This window comes from Lepagella muris (assembly GCF_004793975.1).
In the GTDB taxonomy this organism is placed as follows: Bacteria; Bacteroidota; Bacteroidia; order Bacteroidales; family Muribaculaceae; genus Lepagella; species Lepagella muris.
Genome location: NZ_SRYB01000001.1, coordinates 41302 through 56701 on the forward strand (window position 1 = coordinate 41302; position 15400 = coordinate 56701).

13 protein-coding genes are annotated in these 15400 nt (G+C 45.1%); 11 read left to right on the plus strand and 2 right to left on the minus strand.

Going from position 1 to position 15400, the window contains the following annotated elements:
• Positions 1-14 precede the first annotated feature (14 nt).
• The 3 genes from E5331_RS00155 (at position 15) to E5331_RS00165 (ending at position 1755) form a co-directional block, all read left to right on the plus strand.
• Positions 15-581: a Crp/Fnr family transcriptional regulator gene (locus E5331_RS00155; RefSeq protein ID WP_135984277.1), complete on the plus strand. Its 567-nt coding sequence runs from the start codon at positions 15-17 to the stop codon at positions 579-581.
• A 67-nt stretch (positions 582-648) separates the two neighbouring features.
• Entirely contained in the window at positions 649-1350 is a 702-nt protein-coding gene (locus E5331_RS00160) for an SDR family NAD(P)-dependent oxidoreductase (protein ID WP_123482653.1), read from the plus strand.
• Between the two features lie 33 nt (positions 1351-1383).
• Positions 1384-1755 carry a hypothetical protein gene (locus tag E5331_RS00165; protein WP_123482654.1) on the plus strand — a complete coding sequence of 124 codons (372 nt, stop codon included), beginning with the start codon at positions 1384-1386 and terminating at the stop codon, positions 1753-1755.
• Positions 1756-2094: 339 nt separating this feature from the next.
• On the opposite strand, the gene E5331_RS00170 is transcribed toward E5331_RS00165, so the two are convergent.
• The gene (locus E5331_RS00170; protein WP_275441015.1) at positions 2095-3279 is read right to left on the minus strand and encodes an AAA family ATPase; all 1185 of its coding nucleotides are present in this window, start codon (positions 3277-3279) and stop codon (positions 2095-2097) included.
• Positions 3280-3639: 360 nt separating this feature from the next.
• On the opposite strand from E5331_RS00170, the gene E5331_RS00175 reads away from it, so the two are divergent.
• The 8 genes from E5331_RS00175 (at position 3640) to E5331_RS00210 (ending at position 14241) form a co-directional block, all read left to right on the plus strand.
• A complete protein-coding gene (locus tag E5331_RS00175; RefSeq protein ID WP_135984279.1) occupies positions 3640-4560 on the plus strand; it encodes a fimbrillin family protein in 921 nt (306 codons plus the stop codon).
• Between the two features lie 34 nt (positions 4561-4594).
• On the plus strand, positions 4595-8098 hold the full coding sequence (locus E5331_RS00180) for a leucine-rich repeat protein (protein WP_135984281.1): 3504 nt from the start codon (positions 4595-4597) through the stop codon (positions 8096-8098).
• 88 nt (positions 8099-8186) lie between these two features.
• On the plus strand, positions 8187-9080 hold the full coding sequence (locus E5331_RS00185) for a fimbrillin family protein (RefSeq protein WP_135984283.1): 894 nt from the start codon (positions 8187-8189) through the stop codon (positions 9078-9080).
• A gap of 152 nt (positions 9081-9232) precedes the next feature.
• A complete protein-coding gene (locus tag E5331_RS00190) occupies positions 9233-10063 on the plus strand; it encodes a hypothetical protein (RefSeq protein WP_168355089.1) in 831 nt (276 codons plus the stop codon).
• 6 nt (positions 10064-10069) lie between these two features.
• Positions 10070-11053, plus strand: a complete 984-nt coding sequence (locus E5331_RS00195; RefSeq protein ID WP_135984287.1) for a hypothetical protein — start codon at positions 10070-10072, stop codon at positions 11051-11053.
• 4 nt (positions 11054-11057) lie between these two features.
• A complete protein-coding gene (locus tag E5331_RS00200) occupies positions 11058-12707 on the plus strand; it encodes a leucine-rich repeat protein (RefSeq protein ID WP_168355090.1) in 1650 nt (549 codons plus the stop codon).
• Between the two features lie 4 nt (positions 12708-12711).
• On the plus strand, positions 12712-13623 hold the full coding sequence (locus tag E5331_RS00205; RefSeq protein WP_135984291.1) for a serine/threonine protein kinase: 912 nt from the start codon (positions 12712-12714) through the stop codon (positions 13621-13623).
• Positions 13624-13656: 33 nt separating this feature from the next.
• The gene (locus E5331_RS00210; protein WP_135984293.1) at positions 13657-14241 is read left to right on the plus strand and encodes a hypothetical protein; all 585 of its coding nucleotides are present in this window, start codon (positions 13657-13659) and stop codon (positions 14239-14241) included.
• Positions 14242-14277: 36 nt separating this feature from the next.
• On the opposite strand, the gene E5331_RS00215 is transcribed toward E5331_RS00210, so the two are convergent.
• On the minus strand, positions 14278-15393 hold the full coding sequence (locus E5331_RS00215; RefSeq protein ID WP_123482722.1) for a fimbrillin family protein: 1116 nt from the start codon (positions 15391-15393) through the stop codon (positions 14278-14280).
• Positions 15394-15400: the final 7 nt, after the last annotated feature.

Sequence of the window (15400 nt, forward strand, 5' to 3'; positions counted from 1 at the left end):
TTTACACATTCCAAATGGCTGACAAATTCAACACATATCAAGAGGGTATTGACTTGGAGTTGTTTCGCTCGTTTTGTGAGGAACATGGTAGGCTTATGTCCTTTTCTAAAGGGGAGCATTTTACAAGACAAGGAAATATGTGCCGGCATTGGGGATTCATAACCAAAGGTCATTTTGCTTATACGGTCATTGACTCGTCAGGAAATGAAAAGATTGTCGGATTTGCATTCCAAGATACGCTCGTTGGCGACAGCTTCAGTATTATCAAAAAAGCAACAAGTCTAACTGATATTGTTGCAATTTCTGATACCGAGGTAATAACTTGTGATGCTACTGACTTTCGCTTACTACTAAATTCAGACCTTAACATCCGGGTAGGTTTTGCGGAAAATTTGTTTGAAGACATATATACCCGTTACTTGCACCTTCATTCACTATCGCCCAAAGAAAGGTATCTACAGATAATAAAAGATTGTCCTGAGATTCTTCAATCTATATCATTGAAGCAGCTTGCTTCATATCTTATGATAACGCCGACCTATCTCAGCCAAATTCGGAAACAACTCTTAATCGAGAAATAATCTCAGGTTAATGCAACTCTCAAAATAGTTTGAGAGTTTTGTCGTAGTTTCGCTATAATTTTGCATCATGGAAACTACTACGAATAATATTCTTATAATTGGTGCCACATCAGGCATAGGATATAGGTTATGGCAACATTATGTGTCGGAAGGTCATAATGTTGCCGTAATTGGGCGAAGGAAGGAAGTCCTTGACAAAATGCAAAAGGATTTTCCGGAACAAACATTCCCAATATGTTGTGATATTTCCGACCTATCGGCTATAAATGAATTATTCAGAAATATCCCTGAAATATTTAGCAATATAGATATTGCTATTGTATGTGCCGGAGTCGGAGAATTAAATCCGGAACTTGATATTGATACCGAATTATCCACTGTATCAGTTAATGTGCAGGGTTGGACCAAAATGGTGGCAACACTCTATAAGTTATTTGAACGACAACAGTCAGGGCAACTTGTAGCTCTGACGTCTATCGGAGGACTTCAACCAACTCCTATAGCTCCATCATATAGTGCGTCGAAGGCGTTTCAGATAAACTATATTAAAGCTCTTCAGAAAAAATCCAAGAATATACCAATAATTGTCACAGAGATACGTCCGGGTCTTGTTGACACAAGAATGGCTAAAGGGGAAGGGTTGTTTTGGGTAATGCCGTTGGATAAGGTGGTACCCATGATAATAAACGCTGTTTCCCGGAAGAAAAAACTTCAGATTGTAACAACTCGATGGTGTCTAATAAATTGGATTTTAAGACATTTAGTATAACTGTAGATTTTATTAGTGGAAATCAATATAAATATGAAACATAGCTTAAGTATTCTATTATTAGCAATTTTCTCTTTTGTAGTTCATGCCGAGGATTACAAAATAAATGTAATCTCGGATAGTCAGAGAAATTTCATATTATATCCGACTGAAACAGGTGTATTCCTTAGACTTGATACACGAAATGGTGTTATTGATGGTATAGTCCCTTCTGATCAAAAAAAGAATAAGCGAATAAATGCTATACCACTAACCGAACAAGCTGAAGCCGGTCGTTTCATATTGTATCCTACAGATCGTTTTTTGACATGGATACTTCTTGATTCAAAAACAGGAGAAATGTGGAATGTCATATTAAACTCAAAAAATAACAACTATATTAATAAAATAAAGGAGTTTGAATAAATCGTCAATTAAATTCAAATTCCGACCAACAAGCAAATGAAAACCAAACTGATCATATCATCACTTCTTGTGTTTTCAGCGTTTTCAATGAAGTCACAAGAGGTCACCAACACCATTCCCTCGCAAGAGCTCAACGAGATTGTGGTTGAAGTCCGTAATCAGCGTTTAGGTGCTGAGGTCTCAACATACTTGGAATAAGAAGTTCCGTCGGTAGAATTAGCACTTCGTTCTGCAGCTTTTGAGAGTCTGTCTTCATCTGACATACTGGCTATCCATTTCGGATTGCTTAGGAAAGATTCTGTCTTAGCGTATGTTGGAATGAAACGACTTAACCATGTGCTATTTTATTGAAGGGATGGCTCCAAAGAGTCCGTTGCGATATGACTTTTGGAAGGATTTGATTTTACCGAGACCTCTGAACTCAACAAGAGAGTATAGGGATGTGGCACCTGATTCGTCTTTTTCGGTAAACCAGATTGAATCTTTGCGCAGTAGATCATCTACCGTGTTCAGCAAGGGATCGTAGTGAGAGGTAATGAGCAGTTGGGATTCGTTTTTCTCACGTAGGAATTTTTCAAGAATGAACTCTACCAGATCGGGATGTAATGATGATTCAATTTCATCAATTGCCATAAATGCCTGACGTTCGATAGCTTCATATATTGCTGTCTCTATGCCAAATGTACGACGGGTTCCGTCTAATTGAAGATTATTTGGCAACATATATGTCTCTATTCCACGACTGTTTTTTACAGTGTGTTGAAACATTGTTTTAATGCTATCAAAATTACTGTTGCTTTTGAGTCTTTCTTTCTCTTCTGCCGATACTTTATTATCGGCAATCATTGCTGATACAAATGCTGTCGGGAGAGTAGTACTGACCTTGTTGGTCTGTACATCCGTGATATTGAAGTCAGCACGATGCACGAAGTCAAGCATATATTTTTTAAGGGCTTCGTTCTCATGTATCTTCTTCCCGGCTATCTCAAACATGTTGGTCTGCGGGTCAATGATTGGTAAAATCTTGCTACGCATCCAATCACGTGCATCATCCATTTTAGTGATGGATATGTTCACTTGATTGCGTGCTGCAAATATCGACATATTGGGAAGACATTTTAGTGTTAGTTCTTCCAATGCCGTCTGACTGATTTTCACCACAGCCGGATTAAACTTGATGAATGATTGCCCCCCATTCAGTTCCCTATTGAAGATTAATGTAGGCTGATTAGTAGTGTAATAATACAATTTTTCATTATACACTTTGGAACTATCTATTTTAAGAATATACCAGTAGCGTACAGATCCTACAAAAAAACGTAGGGAAAATTCTGTCGGTTGATTTTTCGTTTCTGTGTCAAGTAAGAAAGGGATGACTCCGGTAGGCTCATCAATATCCTGGCGTTTCTCAAACCAAAAATCTTTAAGATATGAAAAAGCCTCCAACAGATTGGATTTTCCGGACGCATTTGCTCCATACACTAAAGCAAAACGAAGCAGACGTACTTCTGGAGAGAGCTGCACAATATGATAAGGTTCAAAAGTGGTATCTTTTGTAGCCTCAAAACTAAAAGTAGTCTCGTCTCTAAAGGAGAGATAGTTTTTTATTTTAAGTTATTGTATCATTGTAAATCTATTTTCGCAAATTTAATGATAATATGCCAAATGTCAAAATAAAATTGTGGATTATTATAAATCTATTTTTTTTGATTATTGCGGACTTGGATAAGTTTTATTTGGTGGCGAATTTGTGGCAGATATTTTCAATTAGAAGTTGGGTGGAGGGATTTTTTCGTGCGTGAACCAACTTGAACCAAATGGGGTGAGGGTTATTTTAAAATCTTTACATAAATTTGCAGTAGGAAACTTTTAAAGTAACGCATCATGAAAATCTATTATCTGTTTACGCTGCTCTCTTTCATGGGATTGTGTGCCGCCGGTTGCTCCCAGTCGAATGGGAATGAACCTGCTCCTACTCCGGATCCTAACCCTGAACCCCCTGCCAAGAAGTTGGAGATCAAAATCTCTGCGTCTGTCAAGTCTACTAAAGCCACTGACTTCGGATTTGAGAATGGGGATAAGATCGGTCTGTATGTGGTAAATTATTCCGGCACCACTCCGGGCTCGTTGAGTGCGTCTGGTAATCAGGTGGATAATATGTGCTTCACTTATTCAGGCACATGGACGCCGACGTCGCCTGTGTACTGGCAGGATAATAAGACTCATGCTGATTTCTATCTCTATTATCCATATCGCAGCAGTATAGCTGATATCAATAACTTAGTTGTTGAGGCTCATGCCGACCAGAGTATGGAGGCTAATTATAAGGCATCGGATTTCATGATCGGAAGTACAAAGGACGTTGCTCCGTCGGAGTCTGCGGTGTCGATAGCCGCCACGCATCTTTTCAGCCGCATAAATATCAAGGTGGAGGCAGGTAACGGTTTCACTGAGGAGTCACTAAAGACTGAGGATATGACCGTCAGAATAAACGGATTGAAGAATATTGCAAACGTGAATCTTGTTTCCGGTGAGATACAGCCGACGGGGGAGAGTGAGACTATCATACCTTATAAGTATGGCGAATATTATAGGGCTATTGTGATTCCCCAGTCGGTGGAATATGGAAATCTCATCACAATCGGTGTGGGTGGAAAGAAGTATAATTTCACCAAGGAGTTCCGATTCGAATCAAATAAGGAACATAATTTTACAATCACAGTCAACAAGACTTCCAATGGTATCAACGTCAATATTGATCCGTGGGAGAATGACGGCACTGACAATGGCGGTTCCGCTGAATGAAATGGTTGAAGTTGACTAATAAAGAATCTGCAACATGAAACAATGTCATAAAATATCATCCGTTGTATGTGGTGGCATCCTCGCGCTGACTGCATGTACTGCGGAGCAGTTTGATGATCCGAAAACGGAATCGTCAGAAGATATGCGCATATCCCTTTCCGGACAGATCATGCAGGAGTCTGTGACCCGTGCAAACGATGACGGCTTTGCCGACGGCGATGTCATGGGCGTATATATCGTGGACTATGAGGGATCTAATCCGGGTGTGCTGAAGGCAAATGGAAATCGTGGCGATAATGTGAGGCATACTTTCGATGAGCAAAGCTACAAATGGAACTCTGCCTACGACGTATTCTGGAAAGATAAGCACACTAAGATTGACGTCTACGGTTATTATCCGGTAGGTTCGCCGGATAACGTGAATGCCTATCCCTTCACTGTCTCCACCGACCAGAGCAAACTGCCGGCTGATGGCACGATGGGGGATTATGAAGCTTCCGATTTCCTTTGGGGTAAGGTGAGCGCAGTGGAGCCTACCACCAATGTCATACGTCTGCCGATGACTCACCGTATGGCAAATGCCCGCGTGATGCTTGAGGAGGGTTCCGGCTTTGCCGACGGTGAATGGGTAGGTCTGAAGAAGCAGGTGCTTGTAGCCAACACAATTCAGGAGGCTACCATTGACCTTGCTACCGGAACAGTCACCCCCGTAGGGGAAGTGTCGGCAAAGGCTATCATACCGTCGAACAATGGGAATGAATGGCGTGCAATCGTTGTGCCGCAGACAGTGCCGGCTTCAACCATGATGTTCAGCATCACAATCGACGGCATACCGTATAAATTCTCCAAGAGTGAGGATTTCACCTACGTTTCCGGTAAGATGAATAATTTCACCATCCGCGTTGATAAGAAGGAGGGTAAGGGTGATTACTCTCTTACTCTCATAGGGGAGAGCATTACGGCATGGGAGAATGATCTGGTAAGCCATGATGCCACTTCTCATGAGTATGTGATTGTCAACTCATCGGCAGGTGGTCTGAAGGAGGCTATAATTGAGGCAGGTAAGGATTACAAGACCTTGAAGAATCTTAAAATCACCGGTGAAATAAACGCCATGGACTTTTTCTTCATGCGTGATGAGATGGAGATGCTTCAGTCTCTCAACCTAAAGGAAGTCTGGATAAAGGCTTGGAGAAATGATACAGGTGATGCACAGTATGGTGGGGTGCATAATGAGAATCAGATCCCGAATAGTGCTTTTTATCTGAACTCAAAGAATAGTGGTAAGAGGAGTCTCAATAGGATTGTGTTGCCCGATGCGTTGAAATCAATTGGTCCAAGGGCTTTCTATGGCTGTCAAAATCTCACTGGCTCACTTATAATTCCGGAGGGTGTCGTGGATATACAGATAGGTGCATTCACCGGGTGTAGGTCGTTAACCGGTTCACTATCTTTGCCTTCCTCATTGAGATATATTGGAACGTCTTATAATGGAGATACAGGTGAGTTTGACGAAACAATGGATGAGGGGAATGATTATTATAATGGCACGTTCTCCGGCTGCGGATTTACTTGCGAACTGATTATCCCGGATAATGTCGAGGTGATACGTGGATATGCATTCGACAATTGCAAGAACCTGTATGGAAGCATAAAATTACCTCACAAGCTAAGGTATCTTGGACCGAGGGCGTTCTTCTTGTGTAAAAATCTGACCGGTTCTCTTGAATTGCCGCAGAACGTAAGCAATATTCCTGACGAGTGTTTCACCGGTTGCGGTTTCAACGGCACTCTCACCCTGCATGACGGTATTAATTCAATAGGAATGGATGCGTTTAAGGATTGTCATTTCAAAGGTGAATTGAATCTGCCGAAGAATCTGAAAGTTATCAATGACAACGTGTTTTTCGGGTGTGATTTCTCCGGAGAATTGAAGTTGCCGAAATCGTTGGTGACAATCGGTGACCGTGCGTTTGCCTACAACTGGCGTCTGATGGGCACTCTTGAATTTGGCGAAGGACTCCTGACAATCGGTGCCGGCGCGTTTGCCCACTGTCGGAGCATTGAGGGTCTGGTTTTTCCGGAGAGTCTGGAGAATATAAGATATGAGGCAAGCTATTATGAGGATGGGGGTGCCTTCCAGGGATGTTACGGAATCGGTTCGATAGTGAGCAAGAGTACCGTACCCCCTTACATACAGCAGGGTGCTTTCGATGGTGTCGCGAAGGATAATTTCACTGTGGAGGTGCCGGAGTCAGCCGTCTCACAGTATCAGACAGCTGTGGGGTGGTGCGACTTCAAGCGAGTCGCTGCCCATCACGAGCTTGTGTGCCGTCCGTCAGTTGCATGTGCAATCACTTCCGAGCACAAACAGACTCTCGTGATCAATGCTGAGGGTGAGTGGGAAGTGATGTCAAAACCCGACTGGTGTGATCTGTCACAAATGTCGGGCAAACAGAAAACGGAGCTTACACTCACCATCAAACGCTATGCCCAGACGGATGAACCGCGTGAGGGGGATATCGTATTTCGTCTCAAGGGGAAGGACTATACGAGCAAATGCCACGTGACGCAGTATGGCTATGAATATGAGGAGGATCAGATAATCACACTCCAGCAAGCCACCCGTGGCAACAACGGAGGTATCAACATCGTGATTATCGGCGACGGATATGATGCACGCGATATTTCCGAAGGTAAGCTTCTGGAGGATATGAAGGAGGGTGTGGAACATTTCTTCGGGATAGAGCCATACACCACATATCGTGAGTATTTCAACGTATATACAGCAATACCACTCTCGACAGAGACAGGTGTGGGGACTGTAAACAGTATCCGCTACAACCGTTTCAATACGACCTATACCGGTGGCGTGGGTCTGAAATGCGACTATGATGCAGTGTTTGACTATGCCATGAAGGCACCGACAGTCAATGCCGGAAATCTTGACCAGACGCTTATCATCGTCATTCCAAACAGCACCGATTACGGTGGCATCTGCCAGATGTGGGAATCGGGCGCGGCAATAGCGTTCTGTCCGAAGAGCGACTACGGCTATCCTCTTGATTCGCGCGGAGTGATGCAGCATGAGGCAGGGGGACACGGTTTCGGAAAACTTGCCGATGAGTATATCTATCACAATGCATTTATCGATGCGTGCGGATGCACGTGTTGCGGTCATGTGGATGCTGTCAACTTTGCAAAATCATTGGGTTGGTATGACAATATCGAACTGACGGGGAAGATGCATAGCGTAGGCTGGAGCCATCTGATTTTTGATCCACGCTACAGCAATATCGTCGACATATTTGAGGGTGGATACATGCATAACAGGGGAGTGTATCGTTCGGAGCAGAACAGCTGTATGAACAACGATATCCCATACTACAGCACCATCAGCCGCGAGAGCATCGTGAAGCGCATAAAACGTTATGCCGGAGAGACGTTTGACTTCGAGGAGTTTGTGGCAAACGATAAGCAAGGCACGATGCAAGGCACGCGTGGACTTGACACGGGTTCATCGCAGCAACGCGGTTAGAGTTTCGGTCCGGTCATCCATAAGGGAAGCCCGTTGGGTAAGCGCAACAGATTCAATTCCAAGAATTATTAAAGACTAAATAAGCAATATGAAATGCAATAAGATATCGCTGCTTATCGTTGGATTGGTAGCATTCGGATTCAGTGCCTGCGGCAATGATGATTCCGTCAGGGAGCCTGAACCGACCGACTCACGGATGGTCATGAATTTCAATTTCTCTCATCCATCTCAATCGCGTGCCACTGAGACATCGTTCGAAGTGGGAGACAGGGTCGGTCTGTACGTGACCGATTCCAAGACGGAGTTTGAGATTGCGGGAAATGTTGTGAACAATGAGAAGGCTACTTTCGGAGCTTCCGGTTGGAGCTTCAGCCGAGACCTCTATTGGACCAAAGGCGAATATAATGCATACGGATATTATCCTTATCAGGATGATATCCCAAGCATTACCGACCTGCCTTTTGAAGTGAGAACAGATCAGGCTATCCCTGAAGCCGACGGAGCTTTATCCGGGTATGAGGCTTCTGATTTCCTGTATGGCTCATCGAAAGGCATCCAGGCGTCGGCTGATCCGGTCAACCTGCTTTTCAGGCATGTAATGAGTAAGATTTCGGTAAGAATGATAAAAGGGGAGGACTTTGAGGGAGAACTCCCCGATGATGCCACTGTCTATATCCACAATACTGTGACGGAGGCGACTGTTGATCTTCAGGTCGGCATAGCCACCAAATTGCAGCGAGGAAAAAGCAACACCATCACAGCTTGCCCTGCCGGAAACCACACTTACTCTGCCATAATCGTGCCGCAACGACTTGACAACCGTGTCCCGCTGATCGAAGTCGTGATGAAGGGTGTGTCTTATCTGTTTGAAAGTAAATTCATATTCAAGCAGGGCACTCATCATCTTGTCAATCTTGTGATTGACAAGAATCCTGATCAGATCAAGATTGAGGTAGGCGGTGAAATTGAGAATTGGAACTGATAAGGAATGCAGTAAATTGAAATATAACACATCAATAAATAACACATCAATATATAATAATTACAGCACATCAGAATAAAATAATGACGAAACAAAAAAGAAAATTGCTTACAAATATATCACTATTGCTTCTTGTCATAATTTCGGGAATAGTGGCAGTCTATATTCATGGGCTGCCCTATCCCTTTTTTAATACCGGTGTTGTCGGTAGTGCTGATTCTGCTGTTGGAACCGTGGACCCGACCGTAATGGTGGAGGATATTCCAGACATCATTCCAGACTTCATTAATGATGCGAGGATTGTAGCGGATAATGATTCGGCATTGACTGTCAGTGCTGTGGAAGAGACGACCGCGTCAGATAAGGGAGCGACCGGTAAGGGTGTGGATGTAGCATCCTCAGTCAGATTCGAGGATTCCGATATAAGCCGTATGCAGGCAGGTAGCCATCCATTTGCTAAGGAGGCGAAAAAGGTGCTGACCGGTGGACTTGAACTCGATGACTCTATAAGCCGCAGGAAAATCCTGAATTATTGCGAGCATTTCCGGACAGCATACACCACAAAGGATATCGACTTCATACGTCAGGTGCTGAGTGATGATGCCCTTATCATTGTCGGGCACACGGTGAGGAGAGTTAAGGATGATTCGGGGATAACGATCTCGGCAGACGTGAAATATAATGTCAGGTCAAAGCAACAGTATCTCAAAAATCTGACGGCGGTGTTTGCTGCCAATAAGAAGATTTCGGTGGATTTCTCTGATTTCAGGATAAGGCGTCATCCCACTATGCCGGGTATATACGGTGTGACGCTCAGGCAGAGATATGGTAGCGACACGTATTCCGACGACGGCTATCTTTTCCTGTTGTGGGATTTCCGGAATGTCTCGATGCCTCAGATTCATGTGCGCACATGGCAGCCTGCAGCTGATGTCGGTGATGAGGACGACGTGATAGGTATCGGGGATTTTAACCTTGAATAATAAAGTATGGGAGGAAGAATTATGAAAATATCGGTCAATTTGCTTCTCTTGCTGACATTCCTTTGTTCTCATGGCGATATGTCGGCGATTGATTTCAAGATAACCTCTTTCCGCAGCCTTCCGAATGACGTGTCGGCTTTCATAAGTCCGGTAAAGGATCTTAATGATGAGGATTGCGCCCTCGTCAAGGTGATTGCGTCGGAAGACTTTGCTTTCTCCACTCCGCTCGGCATCGTGAAGCGGGTTGACAATGTGGGGGAGATCTGGCTATATCTACCCCGAAAGTCGAAGAAAATAACTATCAAGCATCCCAAATATGGTGTGCTCCGCGACTATGTCTTTCCGGATAAGATAGAGAGCCATCTGACGTATGAACTCCGCATAGAGGAGCCGCATAATGCGGTGTATGCCGCCGATCTTCAGCCGGGGGTGGTTCCGGTAGTGATGGATACGCTTTTCTTGACAAGGACAGATACCGTCGTTGTTGAAATGCCGAAGGACAGAGTCCCGTTCAGCGTTTCCGCTATTGCCACGTATACTTACGGCGGCAACACCGGGAGTTCATTAGGCGGCATAATGTTGGCAGCGATGAGGACGCATGGCGCATACTTGCGTGTGGCATCTGATTTCGGTAAGGGCGCAAAGGCGGGCGCAGTCTCAGACAGATACGGATATATAGGGGATAACTGTCCTTTCTATTCGGGGGAGACACGCAACATCGGTTTCCAGGTTTCCGCCGGTGCGATACATCGCCTGTCGTCGGTGTTCAATATCTTTGAGGGTATAGGCTACGGGTCAAACCGGAGATATTGGCAGCTGGCGGCTTCGGAAGGTGGTGGATTTGTAAGAAATTCCCATTACAGCTTTGATGGAGTTATCGTAGAGGTGGGCACGACGGCATCGTTCGGCAGATTTATATTTGCAGCATCGGTCGCTACAATCGAGGGTGCGCAATGGTATGGCTCAGTTGGTGTCGGTCTTAAACTCTGACATTATGATATTCAAGATAGCATATAGGATATTGGTCTTAATGGCAATGATATTTGTCGCGTTGGCATTCAGCGGATGCTCAAAGTCGGGCGAACCCTCCCATCTGGAGCCGATTATTAGCGATTTGGAGGTGGATGAGGTCTCACGGACTTCCGCCAGATTGTCGGCAATGGTAGAGAACAGGGGGAACGGTAGTTTCGAACGTTTCCATTTCGTGATTACCGGTGATTGTGATATTGAGATAAGAACGGAAGATATTGATCGACCTTCGGGAAAGGTGGTGACAACGGTTGCAGGCTTGCGCCCCGGATGCGAGTATAGGTTGTATGCCGAGGGGGTGAGGAATAATGCCGTGGTGAAATCCGAGACATTATCATTTTTCACTCTTCCCAACGATCCGCCCACGATATCAGCGTTGTCAGTCGTTGCTGCGGGTCCGACTGCCGCGATATTGGAATTTGATGTCGTTTCCGACGGTGGAGAGAGGGTGTATGAGGCGGGATGCTATCTGAAGAGGTCAGGAGAGACTTCTTCTGTAAATATTGAGGCATATAATTTGTCTGAATCAAAAGGCACATATCTGGTTCATATAAATTCTTTGGAGAAGCATTCCGATTATGTCATCTCCCCCTACGCGGTAAATTCCGTAGGCGAGACGGTAGGGGATGAAGTGATTTTCTCCACCACAGATGCAGTGTCGCTCAGTCGCCCCGGTGATCTTGGGATGATTCTGAAGGATGATGAACTGACAGATGATACGCTTTCTATTTCCGGATATATGAATGGCGATGATTTCAGATGCGTAAGGCGTCTTGCCGGAGCTCCCGTCATTTCCGGCGCAGATTATCACGGTCCATACATATCTCATCTTGATATATCAGACGTAGTCATCAGCGCAGGGGGTGCTTCCTACGATGGGAGCCGTTTTACTGAGCCGGATATAATCACTACCGGTCTGTTCGCATCATGTGACAGGCTGGAATCAGTAGCTCTTCCGCTAAGTGTACACACCATACAGCGTAACGCCTTCTCCGGCTCCCGGAATCTGAAATCACTGACGGTGCCGGCTATGGTCTCTTCGCTGTCGCCTTCGGCAGACTGCGATGCGCTTGAGAGGATTGACGTCTCGGAGGGTAACGCCACATTCAATGGTCATGATGGGGTCGTGTTTAATTCCGGGATGACTGAGATTGTGTGGTTCCCTCATGGAAAGAGTGGGGAATTTATCGTGCCTGCCATGATAACGGAGATCGGTGAGGAGGCATTCGCTTCCTGCCGTATAGAGAAAGTGATATTGCCGAATGGTGTTCACGAGATAGGGCGTAATGCTTTTGCCGGATCAATGCTTCGCGAGATAATGATTCCCGATAATGTGAGGAATATACGCGAGGGGTTGTTTCAGAATTGTGGAGCCTTGAAGAGGGTGGAACTCGGCACATCAGTGGAGTCGGTCGGGGATTATGTTTTCGACAACTGCATGATTGATGAGATCCGGCTGCATTCTTCCATACCCCCATACGTGTCGGCAAATGCATTGAGCAACAATCTTGGTTTGCTTGACCATTGTAAACTTATCGTCCCCTCCGGAAGCAAGCCCATCTATCGGAATCATTCGTGGTGGGGACGTTTTAACAGTATCTCAGAAATTGAATAATAATATGACAGATATATCTGACGACTCATTTCAATCTGTGGAGGATTCGGATTCCGGCTTTGTCACGGATTCGGATTCCGGCATCGGTATTGACGTCGGCTCATTAATGTCGGCTAAATATTCGAATATCATCACGCTTCATGGGTCGGAGTCAGCTCCGTTCAGGCTGTCGTCAGCGATCAGATATGGCAAGCGGTATGTGCTCAAGAGCATAAACAGCAAGTTTACCAATGATTCGCTGTATCAGGTGCTGCTTGCGAAGGAATTTGAGTTGGGTATCAATGTAGATCACCCCAATATTCGCCGCACCATAGCTTTTGAACATATCGACGGCATCGGGAATGCCATAGTGCTGGAATATGTGGATGGCGAGACTCTGGATGAGGCGATGATGAAGAGTCATCTGAAGCCGGAACAGGTGCGTCCGATTGTGGTGCAGATTGCCGATGCGCTTGACTATCTGCATTGCCGTCAGATATTGCACCGCGACATAAAGCCGGCGAATATAATGCTCACCTATTCGGGGCAGAGGGTGAAACTGATTGATTTCAGCCATTCCGACAGTGAATCGTTTGTGATTCTAAAGACAGCCGCCGGCACCAACAAGTATATAGCACCGGAATTGCTTGATGGCGTGGCGCAACCGTCGGTGAAAAGCGATATCTATTCTTTCGGGGTGATAGTGAAGGCACTTGCCCGAATCTCGGACGATTCCGAATTGATGAGAGTGGCAAAAAGATGCAGTGACCCTAATCCCGACGTGCGTCCAGATTCTTTCTCCGGTATATTGCGTCAGTCATCTGGATGGAGAATCGTCGATTCAATAAGGTCTTTTCTTGAATCAAGGATACTTACGTATATACTTGTGTTGCTCCTTATATTGATATGGAGTTTCATAATCATCTCTCTGATATAATCAATCATCCCTCTAATATAATCACCAACAGATATGGAAAATTATGAAAAGGAACTTATCGGTCTCATAAAGATAACTGATAAGAATCTCGGTTATCGTCCGCAGACTCCGAGCGAGTTTAATCAGTTGATTGTGGCTATTAAGAAGAAGGTGGGGCACTCGATAAGTCTGTCGTCTGCCAAGAGACTGTGGGGCTACGTCAACTATAGTAATGTCCCCTCCGTCAATATCCTCAACATATTGTCGCGCTTCAATGATTTCGATGATTGGGAGGATTTCCTGCGTCGGTATGGCACGTTGGGGCTTGATGAGAATTCCCATTTCCTTAATGATAACATGATTGAGTCTGACAATCTGAAAGAGGGTGACGTGCTTCTCATCAGTTGGGAGAAGGATAAATCCTGTTCGCTTCTCTATCTCGGAGACCACAGATACAGGGTTTTGGAGGCGCAGAACATAAAGCTTCTGCCGGATGATGAGTTTATGATGCACTCTGTAGCTGTCGATCTTCCGTTCTATGCGGCGGATATAAGGCGTGGTGATGAGGTGATAACCGGCTACGTGGGTGCACGCAAATCCGGCATAAAGTCAATATCCCTTAAAGAGGCAGACAAGTGACTATGCCGGAGTTCGGAAGAGGTTGTGGGATGATGGTCAGAACATCGGTTTGTGATTGTAGTCGTAGAGGTTGCAGGTCACAGTGACACCATCCACACTGAAGATTATGTTGATGTGAAGATTCTTCTTAATAAGACCTTTATTGCTGAATGCCTCTTTCAGACTTCCCGAACGTGTGACAATTCCCGATTCCTTATACTCCTGCGATCCTTTGGGATTGGTCAGTACTACGTAGACCACCTGAAACATCGGTTCGTTGTCCGGATCCTCTTCTGTCAGAGGTATAAGGTTGGCAGGCTGATTGAAGAAATGCACCAGCTCGGTGTTCTCTGAACTCCTTTCCAGTACTATCAGCGCACGTTGTGTGTCATATCCTTTAGCCGGATCATACTTATACCCGGGCACGACCTCTTCAATATTGACTTTCTTCAAAGCATCGCTCAGGTCGAGAGGATCCTCCTTTGTATAGTATTCGCAATCGGTGCTCCATATCCATTGCTTGTTGTGGATAGAGTAGATTGAGTTTTTCGGGAATCCCCAGATACGGAATTCTCGTATAAGAAACCGGCAATCTTTATAAAGCTCTTCATCCACCTCATCAAATAGACCTTCTGCTGTGACAGCGCGGAAGTGGACCCTGTTGAGAAGCGGTAGGAAATTCAGCCTTAGTATGTCGTTTTCAAAATCGGAGCCTGATAGATTGTTGTTGTCGGCTTTGACAAGCGAGTGTGCGCCATACAGACGCTCGAATCCGGTGACACACTCATGATGAAACGCATCGTCTATTTCCTGATGATTCACATCGTAGGGATAGTAGCCGAAGAAATCTACGCTTCCATCGGATGGCCAGTATTTGGTGGGTGAATATGTCCAGATGTTTCCGTCATACGCCACGGGCTGGTTGTGCATGAAATTGGGCGAGAAGATTGTGGGGGAGTTATTCGTGTCGCGATAGCAGGCAAATATGCCTATTTTATCCCCTGCGGCAAATGCCACGTCGCTTCTCGTGGATTGATGTTGCACATTGGCGGAGTCGGATATGGAGAAGTATACTGCACGAGCCCCGGCATCCGGCATCTCTTCAACTGTATCCGTGCAACTGAAGCATAATGCCGTGAGCATTGATAATATGATATGTCGGTATCTTTTCATGTCGGTA

Bases quoted from the DNA above. Each gene is read 5' to 3' on its own strand.
- E5331_RS00155 (WP_135984277.1), top strand. From the start codon at position 15: ATGGCTGACAAATTCAACACATATCAAGAGGGTATTGACTTGGAGTTG.
- E5331_RS00160 (WP_123482653.1), top strand. From the start codon at position 649: ATGGAAACTACTACGAATAATATTCTTATAATTGGTGCCACATCAGGC.
- E5331_RS00165 (WP_123482654.1), top strand. From the start codon at position 1,384: ATGAAACATAGCTTAAGTATTCTATTATTAGCAATTTTCTCTTTTGTA.
- E5331_RS00175 (WP_135984279.1), top strand. From the start codon at position 3,640: ATGAAAATCTATTATCTGTTTACGCTGCTCTCTTTCATGGGATTGTGT.
- E5331_RS00180 (WP_135984281.1), top strand. From the start codon at position 4,595: ATGAAACAATGTCATAAAATATCATCCGTTGTATGTGGTGGCATCCTC.
- E5331_RS00185 (WP_135984283.1), top strand. From the start codon at position 8,187: ATGAAATGCAATAAGATATCGCTGCTTATCGTTGGATTGGTAGCATTC.
- E5331_RS00195 (WP_135984287.1), top strand. From the start codon at position 10,070: ATGGGAGGAAGAATTATGAAAATATCGGTCAATTTGCTTCTCTTGCTG.
- E5331_RS00200 (WP_168355090.1), top strand. From the start codon at position 11,058: ATGATATTCAAGATAGCATATAGGATATTGGTCTTAATGGCAATGATA.
- E5331_RS00205 (WP_135984291.1), top strand. From the start codon at position 12,712: ATGACAGATATATCTGACGACTCATTTCAATCTGTGGAGGATTCGGAT.
- E5331_RS00210 (WP_135984293.1), top strand. From the start codon at position 13,657: ATGGAAAATTATGAAAAGGAACTTATCGGTCTCATAAAGATAACTGAT.
- E5331_RS00215 (WP_123482722.1), bottom strand. From the start codon at position 15,393: ATGAAAAGATACCGACATATCATATTATCAATGCTCACGGCATTATGC.